General features: G+C 69.6%; 12 protein-coding genes. All 12 read left to right on the forward strand.

All coding sequences use genetic code 11. The features are described from left to right. Positions 1-42 precede the first annotated feature (42 nt). Positions 43-1,149, forward strand: coding sequence for a site-2 protease family protein (locus tag AB0G10_RS28565; RefSeq protein WP_360928999.1), 1,107 nt, complete (start codon positions 43-45; stop codon positions 1,147-1,149). Positions 1,150-1,159: 10 nt separating this feature from the next. Beyond that, the gene (locus AB0G10_RS28570) at positions 1,160-2,110 is read left to right on the forward strand and encodes a tRNA (adenine-N1)-methyltransferase (RefSeq protein ID WP_360928230.1); all 951 of its coding nucleotides are present in this window, start codon (positions 1,160-1,162) and stop codon (positions 2,108-2,110) included. Positions 2,111-2,164: 54 nt separating this feature from the next. Continuing rightward, positions 2,165-2,755, forward strand: a complete 591-nt coding sequence (locus tag AB0G10_RS28575) for a hypothetical protein (RefSeq protein ID WP_127553400.1) — start codon at positions 2,165-2,167, stop codon at positions 2,753-2,755. A gap of 230 nt (positions 2,756-2,985) precedes the next feature. Then, positions 2,986-4,767: a proteasome ATPase gene (arc, locus tag AB0G10_RS28580; RefSeq protein WP_360928233.1), complete on the forward strand. Its 1,782-nt coding sequence runs from the start codon at positions 2,986-2,988 to the stop codon at positions 4,765-4,767. A 60-nt stretch (positions 4,768-4,827) separates the two neighbouring features. Then, positions 4,828-6,015, forward strand: coding sequence for an acyltransferase (locus AB0G10_RS28585; RefSeq protein ID WP_360928236.1), 1,188 nt, complete (start codon positions 4,828-4,830; stop codon positions 6,013-6,015). Between the two features lie 47 nt (positions 6,016-6,062). Continuing rightward, entirely contained in the window at positions 6,063-7,580 is a 1,518-nt protein-coding gene (gene dop, locus AB0G10_RS28590; RefSeq protein WP_360928238.1) for a depupylase/deamidase Dop, read from the forward strand. A gap of 80 nt (positions 7,581-7,660) precedes the next feature. Continuing rightward, the gene (locus AB0G10_RS28595) at positions 7,661-7,876 is read left to right on the forward strand and encodes a ubiquitin-like protein Pup (protein ID WP_014445468.1); all 216 of its coding nucleotides are present in this window, start codon (positions 7,661-7,663) and stop codon (positions 7,874-7,876) included. A gap of 189 nt (positions 7,877-8,065) precedes the next feature. Continuing rightward, positions 8,066-8,905, forward strand: a complete 840-nt coding sequence (prcB, locus tag AB0G10_RS28600; RefSeq protein WP_360928241.1) for a proteasome subunit beta — start codon at positions 8,066-8,068, stop codon at positions 8,903-8,905. A 30-nt stretch (positions 8,906-8,935) separates the two neighbouring features. Further along, positions 8,936-9,745: a proteasome subunit alpha gene (gene prcA / locus AB0G10_RS28605; RefSeq protein WP_360928244.1), complete on the forward strand. Its 810-nt coding sequence runs from the start codon at positions 8,936-8,938 to the stop codon at positions 9,743-9,745. Between the two features lie 164 nt (positions 9,746-9,909). Further along, the gene (pafA, locus tag AB0G10_RS28610; RefSeq protein WP_360928247.1) at positions 9,910-11,268 is read left to right on the forward strand and encodes a Pup--protein ligase; all 1,359 of its coding nucleotides are present in this window, start codon (positions 9,910-9,912) and stop codon (positions 11,266-11,268) included. Positions 11,269-11,325: 57 nt separating this feature from the next. After that, positions 11,326-11,529, forward strand: coding sequence for a hypothetical protein (locus tag AB0G10_RS28615; protein WP_360928250.1), 204 nt, complete (start codon positions 11,326-11,328; stop codon positions 11,527-11,529). A gap of 146 nt (positions 11,530-11,675) precedes the next feature. Further along, on the forward strand, positions 11,676-12,323 hold the full coding sequence (locus AB0G10_RS28620) for an O-methyltransferase (protein WP_360928253.1): 648 nt from the start codon (positions 11,676-11,678) through the stop codon (positions 12,321-12,323). Positions 12,324-12,644: the final 321 nt, after the last annotated feature.

The raw sequence follows: 12,644 nt of genomic DNA on the forward strand, positions 1-12,644 counted from the left end.
CAGGGGCGCGCGCGGGGCCGCGGCGGGCAGCCGGTCGGGCACGTGCTGGGCATCCCGGTGTTCGCGAACGCGTCGATGCTGCTGCTCGCCGGGCTGGTCACGGTGGTCTACGGCAACTACGCGAACGCCGAGCTCGGGCTCGCGGCGCCCTGGTCGTACGCCGTGGGTCTGGGCTTTGTGATCTGCCTCCTCGGCTCGGTGCTGCTGCACGAGCTGGGACACGCTCTCACCGCCCGGCGGCACGGCATCGGCGTGCGGCGGATCACGCTGGAACTGCTCAGCGGCTGGACCGAGATGGAACGGGACGCGCCGACGCCCCGGATCGACGCGCTGGTGTCGCTGGCCGGGCCGGCCGTTTCGCTGCTGCTCGGCGGGATCGCGACCGGCGCCGCGCTGCTGCTGCCCCCGGACACCGTGCCCGGGCAGATCGCCTTCCAGCTGGCGCTCAGCAACGTGCTGGTGGCGGTCTTCAACGTGCTGCCCGGCCTGCCCCTGGACGGCGGCCGCGCGCTCCGGGCCGGCGTCTGGGCGCTGCTGAAGGACCGGAACCGGGCGACCGTGGTGGCCGGCTGGGCGGGCCGGATCCTGGCGCTCGCCACCGTGGTCGTGGTGGTCGGGCTCTACCGGTTCGGGCTGCTGACCATTTTCGGTCTCGTCTTCGTGCTGCTCGTGGTGCTCACCCTGTGGCAGGGCGCCGGGCAGTCGATCCGGCTCGGCCGGATGACCGGGCGCTTCCCGCTGATCGACCTGAGCGCGCTGGCCCGCCCGGTGCTCGCGGTGCCGGCCGGCACGCCGCTCGGCGAGGCGCAGCGCCGCCGGGCCGAGGACCCCCGGCCGGACGTGGTGCTCGCCGTCGCCGACTCGGCGGGCAGCCTCACCGCGGTGGTGGACCCGGTCGCGGCCGAGCGGATCCCGGTCGACCGGCGGCCCTGGGTGAGCGTGGAGAGCGTCTCCCGGTCCCGGGACGCGCTGACCACGCTGCCGCTCGGGCTGACCGGTGAGCAGGTGGTCCGGGCGCTGCAGGCTCACCCGGGTGCGCAGTACCTGGTGACGGCAGGGGAGGATGTCGTCGGCGTCCTGCGCGTCGCCGATGTGGCCGCGGTCCTGGAACCGCGGCGGACCGTGCCGAACCCGAGAAAAGACAGCTGAGAGTAGATCTGTGACGACGACCCCGACCACCGACGCCGCCTCCGAGCAGGTCCCCGCGCACCGCGGGCCGTTCCGGGTGGGTGACCGCGTGCAGCTCACCGACCCGAAGGGGCGGATGCACACCATCGTGCTGGAGCCCGGCAAGGCGTTCCACACCCACCGCGGCGCGCTGGAGCACGACGCGCTGATCGGGCTCCCCGACGGCAGCGTCGTCACCTCGTCGGGCAACACCGCCTACCTGGCGCTGCGGCCGCTGCTCAGCGACTACGTGCTGTCCATGCCGCGCGGCGCGCAGGTGATCTATCCGAAGGACGCGGCGCAGATCGTCGCGATGGGCGACGTCTTCCCGGGTGCGAAGGTCCTCGAGGCCGGCGCCGGCTCCGGCGCGCTGACCTGCTCGCTGCTGCGGGCCGTCGGCAGCACCGGCGAGGTGCACAGCTACGAGGTGCGCGAGGACTTCGCGGCGATCGCGCAGAAGAACGTCGAGGCGTTCTTCGGCGGCCCGCACCCGGCCTGGCACCTGCACCACGGCGACGTGGCGGACAACGGCATCGAGGGCTTCGACCGGATCATCCTGGACATGCTGACCCCGTGGGAGGCGCTCGACATGGTCGAGAAGGCGCTCATCCCGGGTGGCGTCTTCATCGGGTACGTGGCCACGACTCCCCAGCTGTCCGAGCTCGTCGAGGCGCTGCGTGAGCGCGGCGGCTGGACCGAGCCCCGGGCCTGGGAGTCGCTGATCCGCGACTGGCATGCCGAGGGCCTGGCCGTCCGCCCGGACCACCGGATGATCGCGCACACCGCGTTCCTGGTCTCGGCGCGCAAGCTGGCGCCCGGGGTGACCGCCCCGCCGCGCCGCCGCAAGCCGAGCAAGGGCGCCGAGGCGTACGCGCTGCGCAAGGCGACCCAGGCGGCGCTGCACGCGCAGCAGGCCGCACAGGAGGACCCCACCGGGGAGTGACCGTCGTGATGGCGTCCGGTAGGTTTCCTGCGGGCGTCTAGGGGAAGGGGCACCATGAGCTCACCGCCGTTCGGGGGCAGCAACGAGATGCCGGCGGTCTTCCCGGACTGGTCGCCCTACCCCGATCTCGACTCCGCGGCGCGGGCCTACCTGCGCGACCCGGACGTGGCCCTGGAGGCGCTCTTCGGCGTCCTGCGCGGCGCCTCGGTGCTCTGCTTCACCCTGGAGCGCTTCGTCAACGAGGTGAACGGGGTCTGGCAGGAGGTCGTGGTCTGCGACGGCAGCCGCCTCGTGCTCTGGCACGGCGAGGACGTGGCGCCCGGCGACGGCCCGGCCGGCTCGATGACGTCGTCGCTGCGGGTGGTGCCGCTCTCCACGGTGACCGAGGTCGGTTGCCGGCGGCGGCTCACCCGCACCCCGAACGGGCAGGCCCGGGTCGACAGCATCGACGTCTATCTGCTGCTCAGCTCGGTCGACGACGCGGTGCCGCCGCCCGGCGTGGGCGAGGAGGAGGGCCGGGCGCCGCTGCGGCACGACGCGCTGCGCTTCGGCAAGACGATCGACGACGGCGGCCCGGGACAGATCGCCCGCCTCGAGGAATTCTCCCGCGTCGTGGCGTCGCTAGTGGGAAGGCCCACTCTGTAGAAAAAACCGGTGCGTCGATGCGTCGGGCACACCTCGCCGGCAGTCTGCGCCGGGACCCTCACCTCGCACAACGGGTCCGCGCGGACGGTACCCGAAGATCCGATACTGCTATCGGCCGCGGGTTGATCAATCGATCAAGAGTCGGTGACGAGGGTGTTGCAAGGGTCGAAAACCGCTTCGCAACAGCTAGTGTTATCCCAAGACGTTCGAGCCCCCCGGGGAGGTGGGACGTGGCACGTAGCGACGAAGCGGACTCCCGCGCCGCACGATGGGAGAAAGAGGCCAACGATCTCTCCAGCCAGGTTGCGTTCCTGCAAGAGGAACTCGCCCTGGTCAGGCGGAAGTTGACCGAAAGCCCCCGACACGTCCGGCAGCTTGAGGAACGGCTCGCGGCAACGCAGGCGCAGCTGGCCCGAGTGACCGAGAACAACGAGCGGCTCGTGGCGACCCTCAAGGAAGCCCGGACCCAGATCGTCACTCTCAAGGAAGAGATTGACCGGCTCGCCCAGCCGCCCAGCGGCTACGGCGTTTTCCTGTCGGCACACGAGGACGGCACGGTGGACGTGTTCACCGGCGGCCGCAAGCTGCGGGTGGCGGTCTCGCCGTCGCTCGCCGTCGAGGAGCTGCAGCGGGGCCAGGAGGTCCTGCTGAACGACGCGCTCAACGTGGTGGACGCGTTCGGCTTCGAGCGCACCGGCGAGGTGGTCCTGCTCAAGGAGGTCCTGGACAACCCGTCCGGCGGCCCCCGCGACCGGGCCCTGGTGGTCTCGCACGCCGACGAGGAGCGCATCGTCTTCCTCGCCGACTCGCTCGAGATCGGCAAGCTCCGCGCGGGCGACTCGCTCATGATCGAGCCCCGCTCGGCGTACGCCTACGAGCGGATCCCGAAGAGCGAGGTCGAGGAGCTCGTCCTCGAGGAGGTCCCCGACGTCGACTACACCGACATCGGTGGCCTGCACGCGCAGATCGAGCAGATCCGCGACGCGGTGGAGCTGCCCTTCCTGCACGCCGACCTGTTCCGGGAGCACCAGCTGCGCCCGCCGAAGGGCATCCTGCTCTACGGCCCGCCCGGCTGTGGCAAGACCCTGATCGCCAAGGCGGTCGCCAACTCGCTGGCGAAGAAGATCGCCGAGCGGCGCGGCGAGGAGAAGCACACCAGCTACTTCCTCAACATCAAGGGTCCGGAGCTGCTGAACAAGTACGTGGGTGAGACCGAGCGGCACATCCGCCTGGTCTTCCAGCGGGCCCGGGAGAAGGCCGGCGAGGGCACGCCGGTCATCGTGTTCTTCGACGAGATGGACTCGATCTTCCGTACCCGTGGCTCCGGTGTCTCCTCCGACGTGGAGAACACCATCGTTCCCCAGCTGCTCTCCGAGATCGACGGTGTCGAGGGCCTGGAGAACGTGATCGTCATCGGCGCGTCCAACCGGGAAGACATGATCGACCCGGCGATCCTGCGCCCCGGCCGTCTCGACGTGAAGATCAAGATCGAGCGTCCGGACGCCGAGGCCGCGAAGGACATCTTCGCCAAGTACATCCTGTCCGACCTGCCGCTCAGCGGGGACGACCTCACCGAGCACGGCGGCAACCGGGATGCCACGGTGGCCGCGATGATCGAGGCGGTCGTGCTGCGGATGTACACGGAGACCGAGGAGAACCGCTTCCTCGAGGTCACCTACGCCAACGGTGACAAGGAGGTCCTGTACTTCAAGGACTTCAACTCCGGCGCGATGATCCAGAACATCGTGGACCGCGGCAAGAAGATGGCGATCAAGGAGTTCCTCACCTCCGGCAAGAAGGGCCTCCGGCTGCAGCACCTGCTCGACAGCTGCGTCGACGAATTCCGGGAGAACGAGGACCTGCCGAACACCACCAACCCCGACGACTGGGCCCGGATCTCCGGCAAGAAGGGCGAGCGGATCGTCTACATCCGTACGCTCGTCTCCGGCGGCAAGGGCGCGGAGGCCGGCCGTTCCATCGAGACGGCGACCAACACCGGTCAGTACCTGTAACGAGCACGCCGGCCGGGGCCGGAGGGGGAACCCTCCGGCCCCGGCCTCGTTGCACCCCGTGTGACGAGACTGGCCTGGCTCGACGCCCTCCGCGGCCATGCGGCAGTGGTGGTGGCGCTCTTCCACCTCAGCCCGGTGATCATCGGGTCGGCGGCGCATCTGGAGATCTATCGCGCCTTCGACGCCGGCAAGTACGCCGTGCTGCTGTTCTTCCTGGTCAGCGGGTACGTCATCCCGATGTCCCTGGAACGGCACGGCTCGCTGCGCCGCTTCTGGCTGGGCCGCCTGGCCCGGATCTACCCGGCCTACCTGGTCACGATCGCCCTGGCCGCCGCCCTCGCGGCCGCCGGGCTCTACCGCCTGCCGGACCAGCTGCGGACCGAGACCACGGCGAGCGTCCTGGCGCACGCCACGATGTTGCAGGACCTTCTCGGGGTACGAGGGATCGTCCGCCCGTTCTGGACGCTGAGCTTCGAGATGCTCTTCTACCTGCTGGTGGCGGCCCTGTTCGCGGTGCGCCTGCACCGGCTCAGCGCGTGCTGGGCGGCCGGGCTCGCGGCGGTGGCGGTACTGGCCGGGGACGGCCTGCCGGACGGCCTGCTGGCCGGTGACGCCGCCGCCCGCCGGTGGAGCGCGGCCGTGGTGCTCGTCGTCGTGGCGGCCGTCGTCACGACGTACATGATCGGTCGGAATGGTCTCGCGCTCGGAGCCGCCGCCGTCTCGCTCGGCCTGATCCTGCTCGCCATGGCCAACGGCCATGCGAGCCGCTGGGTGACCAGTGGATCCTCGGCGCAGGCGCTCACCATGCTCGCGGTGATGTTCGCCGGGAGCGTGATCTACCGGGCGCAGCATCGCCAGATCGGGCGAATCGCCGCGAGTCTGGCCCTCGCCGGAGTCGCCGCGAGCGTCGTCGATCAGTTCGGCGTGCCGGTCGCCCTCGGGACGGCCGGAAGTTTCGGGATCGCTTTCGCACTGCGTCACCGTGCCGTGCCAGGCGTGCTCACCTGGCTCGGTACCGTCAGCTACTCGCTCTACCTGCTGCACCTGCTGGTTCTCGGCATCCTGGTGCGCTTCACGGAGAACCGGGCACTGATCGTTATCGGTTTCGCGACCGGAACTCTGCTCGCCGCCTGGCTCTGTTACCGGTTCGTCGAACGGCCCGGGCAGCGGCTCCCTTCGGCCTTTCTCGCCACGCAAGGTGAAACGACGCGCACGGGCAGCTTCGGTAAGCAACGTGAGAGCGTCTAGGCTCGATGCATGAGCACGCTTGGCTTCGTGGCGGACAGGGTGGTCGCATGAGCGTTCGACGGATTATGGGGACCGAGGTCGAATACGGCATTTCGGTGCCCGGGCAGCCCGGCGCCAACCCGATGGTGACCTCCTCGCAGGTCGTCAACGCCTACGGGGCCCGCCCCGAGCTCAACCGCGGCGGCCGTGCCCGCTGGGATTACGAGGAGGAGTCGCCGCTGCGCGACGCCCGCGGCTTCACCTACTCCGGCGCCGCGTACGACCCGGCCGAGGCCCTCGCCGACGAGGACCTGGGCCTGGCCAACGTGATACTGACCAACGGCGCCCGCCTCTACGTCGACCACGCGCACCCGGAGTACAGCACTCCCGAGTGCACGAATCCGCTCGACGTCGTGAAGTGGGACAAGGCCGGCGAGCGGGTGATGGCCGAGGCCTCCCGCCGCGCCGCCACGATCCCCGGCACCCACCGGATCCAGCTCTACAAGAACAACACCGACAACAAGGGCGCGTCGTACGGCTCCCACGAGAACTACCTGATGCGCCGGCAGACCCCGTTCGCCGACATCGTCGCGCACCTCACGCCGTTCTTCGTGACCCGGCAGATCTTCACCGGGGTGGGGCGCGTCGGGATCGGGCAGGACGGCACCGGCTCCGGCTTCCAGATCTCCTCCCGCGCCGACTTCTTCGAGGTAGAGGTGGGCCTCGAGACGACCCTGAAGCGGCCGATCATCAACACCCGGGACGAGCCGCACGCCGACGCCGACAAGTACCGCCGGCTGCACGTCATCATCGGCGACGCGAACCTGTCGGAGATCGCGTCCTACCTCAAGATGGGCACCACCTCGCTGGTGCTCAACATGATCGAGGAGAAGGTCTTCACCGGGGAGCTCGGCATCGCCGACCCGGTGTCGGAGCTGAAGGCCGTCTCGCACGACCCCTCCCTGAAGCACCTGATGCGCCTGCGGGACGGCCGCCGGCTCACCGCGCTCGACCTCCAGTGGGCCTACTACGAGCGGGCGCGGGCATTCGTCGACGAGCGCTACGGTTCGGATGCCGACGAGCAGACCACTGATGTGCTGGACCGGTGGGAGAGCGTACTGGTGTCGCTCGGAGGCGACATTTCGGAATTGTCGGACACGCTGGACTGGGTCGCCAAGCTACGCCTCCTCGAGGGTTACCGCGAACGGGAGAACCTCGGCTGGAACTCGCCGAAGCTCCAGCTCGTCGACCTCCAATACTCCGACGTGCGGCCGGAGAAGGGCCTCTACCACCGCCTGGTCGCCCGCGGGTCGATGAAGACCCTGCTCGACCCGGACGAGACGCAGCGCGCCATGTACGAGCCGCCGGAGGACACCCGGGCCTACTTCCGCGGCCGCTGCCTCGCCCAGTACGCCTCCGAAGTGGTCGCCGCCAGCTGGGACTCGGTCATCTTCGACGTCGGCCGGGAATCGCTGGTCCGGGTGCCGATGATGGAACCGGAGCGCGGGACCAAGAAGCACGTGGGCGCGCTCTTCGACACCTGCGAGAGCGCCAAGGACCTGCTCGAGGTGATCACAAGCCGGTGATGCGTTCTGTCACAGGCGCGAGGTAGGTTTTTCCCAACCCGATGTTGCAGGACTTCGGGTGGCTGAGAAGGGGGACATCCATGGCAACCCGAGACACAGGTGGTCAGTCGCAGTCCGAGCGCGGGCGCAGCGGCGAAGAAGTCGAGGACGTCACCGTCGAGGCCAATCCCGAGGTAGCCGAGCGGCACGCGGAGATCACCGAAGACGTCGACGATCTGCTGGACGAGATCGACTCGGTTCTCGAGGAGAACGCCGAGGAGTTCGTCCGCGGCTACGTTCAAAAAGGCGGCCAGTGAGGCTTTTGTCCGTTTAGCGTAGCGCCGAAGTCGCCGGGCGGGCCTGCGGGCCGGTCCGGTGACGCCTTCCGGCGGCCGCCACGCGGACGATGTGGCGCGGGCGACCCCGCAACACGTCGATGATGTTCATCGCACCGCATCGGTGCGCGCGATAGTGTGCTGCAACTGCACGTATCTGAAAGGAACCACGTGGCGACGGGCTTTGATCCATCCGGGCGTCTACCGGATTTCTTCACCAGCACGGGGACGTCCTCCTTCACGCAGTTCCTGAGTCAGGCCGCTCCGGAGATGCTGCCGGGTCGGCGGCCGCTTCCGCCCGGGCTCTCCGGCGACGTCGCGCCGCACGGCACCACGATCGTCGCGATCGCGACGGCCGACGGTGTGGTGATGGCGGGTGACCGGCGCGCCACCATGGGGAACCTGATCGCGAGCCGCGACATCAGGAAGGTCCACCCGGCCGACGCCTACTCGCTGATCGGTATCGCGGGCACGGCCGGCATCGGCATCGAGCTGATCCGTCTGTTCCAGGTGGAGCTCGAGCACTACGAGAAGATCGAGGGAGCGATGCTCTCCCTCGACGGTAAGGCGAACCGGCTGGCCGCGATGGTCCGCGGCAACCTCGGCGCGGCGATGCAGGGCCTCGCGGTGGTCCCGCTCTTCGCCGGGTTCGACCTGTCGCCGGCCGACCCCGGCCGGGCCGGGCGGATCTTCAGCTTCGACGTGGCCGGCGGTCTCTACGAGGAGACCGGCTACGAGGCGATCGGCTCGGGTTCGCTGTTCGCCAGGTCCGCGCTGAAGAAGCGCTACCGGCCCGGAGTGAGCACCGAGGACGCGATCGTGCTCGCGGTCGAGGCGCTCTACGACGCGGCCGACGACGACACCGCGACCGGCGGGCCGGACGTGACCCGCAAGATCTACCCGGTCGTGATGACGGCGACGGCGAACGGCACCCAGCGGCTGAGCGACGAAGAGATCACCACGGTGGCCGAGCGGGTCGTTCAGGGACGCATGGAGAACCCGGGCGGCTGATCCGCTCCACCACAGATAGGAGAAGCCCCCGTGGCCATGCAGTTCTACGCATCACCCGAGCAGGTCCAGCGGGACCGCTCGGAATACGCCCGCAAGGGCATCGCCCGCGGCCGGTCGGCCGTGGTGCTGACGTACGAGGGCGGCATCCTGCTGGTCGCCGAGAACATCACCACCCTGCGGAAGATCAGCGAGATCTACGACCGGATCGCGTTCGCGGCGGTGGGGCGCTACAACGAGTTCGAGAGCCTGCGCCGGGCCGGCGTCCGGATGGCCGACATGCTCGGGCTCAGCTACGACCGCCGGGACGTGACCGGCCGGGCGCTCGCCAACGCCTACACGCAGACCCTCGGTGCGATCTTCTCGGAGACGCAGAAGCCGTACGAGGTGGAGATCTGCGTGGCGCAGGTCGGCGCCTCGCCCGAGGCCGACGAGCTCTACCGGGTCACCTACGACGGCTCGGTCATGGACGAGCCGGGCTTCATGGCGATGGGCGGCCAGGCCGAGGCGATCTCCAATGTGCTGCGCGAGCGGCACGACACCGGCGCCGACCTGCCGACCGCCCTGGCGCTCGCCGCCGAGGCGCTGGGCAGCGTCGGCGGGGAGAACGGCCAGACCCGCACCCTCGAGGCCAAGCAGCTCGAGGTGGCCGTGCTGGACCGCCGCCGGCAGGGCCGGGCGTTCCGCCGGATCGCCGACGCGGCGCTGACCTCGCTGCTCGGCCACCAGACGGTCGCCGAGGCCGAGCTGGGCGACGTCGACTCGGCGCCGCCCGCCCCGGGCGAGGCCAAGCCGACCATCTCGGCGGCGTCGGCCGACACCGAGACGCCGAAGGAGAACTGAGGCAGCGGCAGGGCGGGCCGCCCCCACGTGATCCGGGTTCGATGCCGGATCTGAGTGGAGGCTGCCCGCCCTTCTGTGTTCCCGGGCCTGTCGTCGCGGGGTGTATGCGGGAAAGAGCGAGTTGTGACTGCCGCTGAACCGTTTCTTGCGGCTAGTGTTCTGACATGGAACGGCGAATTTTCGGCCTCGAGACCGAGTACGGAGTCACGTGCACCTATCGGGGGCAGCGGCGGCTGTCTCCGGACGAGGTGGCCCGCTACCTGTTCCGCCGAGTGGTCTCCTGGGGACGCAGCAGCAACGTGTTCCTCCGCAACGGCGCCCGCCTCTACCTCGACGTCGGTTCCCACCCCGAATACGCGACCCCCGAGTGCGACTCCGTCACCGACCTGGTCGCCCACGACCGGGCCGGCGAGCGGATCCTCGAAGGCCTGCTCGTCGACGCGGAGAAGCGTCTGCACGACGAGGGCATCGCGGGGGAGATCTACCTCTTCAAGAACAACACCGACTCGGCCGGCAACTCCTACGGCTGCCACGAGAACTACCTCGTGTCCCGGCACGGCGAGTTCGGCCGGCTCGCCGACGTCCTGATCCCGTTCCTGGTCACCCGCCAGTTGATCTGCGGAGCGGGCAAGGTTCTGCAGACGCCGCGCGGCGCGGTGTTCTGCCTGTCGCAGCGCGCCGAGCACATCTGGGAGGGCGTCTCCAGCGCGACCACGCGCAGCCGCCCGATCATCAACACGCGCGACGAGCCGCACGCCGACGCCGAGCGCTACCGCCGCCTCCACGTGATCGTCGGCGACTCCAACATGAACGAGGTCACCACGCTGCTGAAGGTGGGCAGCGCCGACATCGTCCTCCGCATGATCGAGGCGGGCGTGGTGATGCGCGACCTGACCCTGGAGAACCCGATCCGGGCGATCCGCGAGGTCAGCCACGACGTCACCGGCCGCCGCAAGATCCGGCTGGCGAACAACAAGGAGGTGTCCGCGCTGGAGATCCAGCAGGAATACCTCGCCAAGGCCACCGAGTTCGTCGAGCGGCGCGGCGGCGACCCGGTCGCGAAGCGCGTGGTGGAGCTCTGGGGCCGCGTCCTCAACGCGATCGAGTCCGGCGACCTCGACCCGGTCGCCCGCGAGATCGACTGGGTCTCCAAGTACAAGCTGATCGAGCGCTACCAGGCGAAGCACGAGATCCCGATGTCGCACCCGCGGATCGCCCAGCTCGACCTCGCCTACCACGACGTGCGCCGGGGCCGCGGCCTCTACGCGCTCATGGAGAAGCGCAAGCAGGTCGACCGCATCGCCAACGACCTGCAGATCTTCGAGGCGAAGGAGACGCCGCCGCAGACCACGCGGGCCCGGCTGCGCGGCGAGTTCATCAAGCACGCGCAGGAGAAGCGCCGCGACTTCACCGTCGACTGGGTGCACCTCAAGCTCAACGACCAGGCGCAGCGGACCGTGCTCTGCAAGGACCCGTTCCGCGCCTACGACGAGCGGGTGGAGCGCCTGATCGCCAGCATGTAGGCGCGATCGCCTGCGGAGCGAAGCGGAGCCAGCGGCTCAGGATAGGCTGATCGGGCCATGTCTGATCAGCCTTCCCCTCCCGAGCAGCCCGAGCGCACCGAGCACGAGGTGCGCTGGAATCGGATCGAGCGCCGCCGCGAGCGGATCTACCGCCAGATCCAGAAGGACCGCGCCGGCAATCACAAGATCCCGACGTGGCTCTATGCGACGGTGCTCGGGCTGCTGATCATCGGCTGGATCTATCTGATCGTGACTTCCTAGAAGCTTTTTTCGCAGCGGGGTGGGTGGTACAGACCGCCGCTCCCGCCGAGGGCGCGGCGCGGTGTCGCTGCGCTCCCGCGCCGCGCGGCCTGCGTGAGTGGTTGCGCCCCTTTCCTCTCAGTCCACCATCGGGTTGAGTGGGGTGTATGCCCGAGATCATCGATCCCGCCGTCGCCGATTATCTGCTCGGCCACTGCACCCCCGCCGACGACGTGTTGCGTTCCCTGGCCGCCGAGACGCACGCGAAGTACCCGCCTGGGGATGCCGGGATGCAGATATCCCACGATGAAGGCGCATTTCTCACGATTTTGGTGCAGTTGACCGGTGTGACGAACGCCGTCGAGATCGGCACCTTCACCGGCTACTCCTCGATCTGCATCGCGCGCGGCCTGCGCCCCGGCGGCCGGCTGCTGGCCTGCGACGTCTCCGACGAGTGGACGTCGATAGCCCGCGCCTACTGGGCCGAGGCCGGCCTCGACGACCGCATCGACCTGCGTCTCGCCCCGGCCCTCGACACGGTCCGGTCACTCCCCGCCGACCCGATCGTCGACTTCGTCTTCCTGGACGCCGACAAGACCGGCTACCCGGCATACTACGAGGAGATCGTCCCGCGCCTCCGCCCCGGCGGCCTCCTCGTCATCGACAACGTGCTCCGCTCCGGCCGGGTGCTGAACCCGCAGGACCCGTCCTCGCAGGCGGTGGCGGCCCTCAACGACCGCATAGTCACCGACGACCGCGTCGAGTCGGTGATGCTCCCGGTCCGCGACGGGGTCACGCTGGTCCGCAAACGCTGAGCGCCGTCCCGCCGCCGCCCACTCGTAGCCGTCCCGCCGCCGTCCGCTGATGGCCGGCTGCAGCGTGTTGCTGTCCCGTGGCGTTTCCGGATGGCCGGCTGCACTGTACGGCTGTCCTGTGGCACTCCCGGGAGCCATGGGCTGCAGCCGGGGTTGCCGGCTGTGGTGTGTGGTCGGGTGGGAGCGCTTCCGAGAACCGTGGGCTGCACCCGAGTGCCGTGGGCTGCAGCAGGGTGTGCCGTGGGCTGCAGCCGGGTGACGGGGGACCGCCGGCGGTGGGTGCAACCGATTCGCAGCCGGTGGGGTACGGGGGCTGACCCC

It is taken from the genome of Actinoplanes sp. NPDC023714, assembly GCF_040639855.1.
Taxonomy (GTDB): Bacteria; Actinomycetota; Actinomycetes; order Mycobacteriales; family Micromonosporaceae; genus Actinoplanes.

Excerpts from the sequence above, each read along its gene's own strand:
- dop (WP_360928238.1), top strand. The coding sequence starts at position 6,063 with ATGAGCGTTCGACGGATTATGGGGACCGAGGTCGAATACGGCATTTCG.
- pafA (WP_360928247.1), top strand. The coding sequence starts at position 9,910 with ATGGAACGGCGAATTTTCGGCCTCGAGACCGAGTACGGAGTCACGTGC.
- AB0G10_RS28615 (WP_360928250.1), top strand. The coding sequence starts at position 11,326 with ATGTCTGATCAGCCTTCCCCTCCCGAGCAGCCCGAGCGCACCGAGCAC.
- AB0G10_RS28620 (WP_360928253.1), top strand. The coding sequence starts at position 11,676 with ATGCCCGAGATCATCGATCCCGCCGTCGCCGATTATCTGCTCGGCCAC.
- AB0G10_RS28595 (WP_014445468.1), top strand. The coding sequence starts at position 7,661 with ATGGCAACCCGAGACACAGGTGGTCAGTCGCAGTCCGAGCGCGGGCGC.
- AB0G10_RS28575 (WP_127553400.1), top strand. The coding sequence starts at position 2,165 with ATGAGCTCACCGCCGTTCGGGGGCAGCAACGAGATGCCGGCGGTCTTC.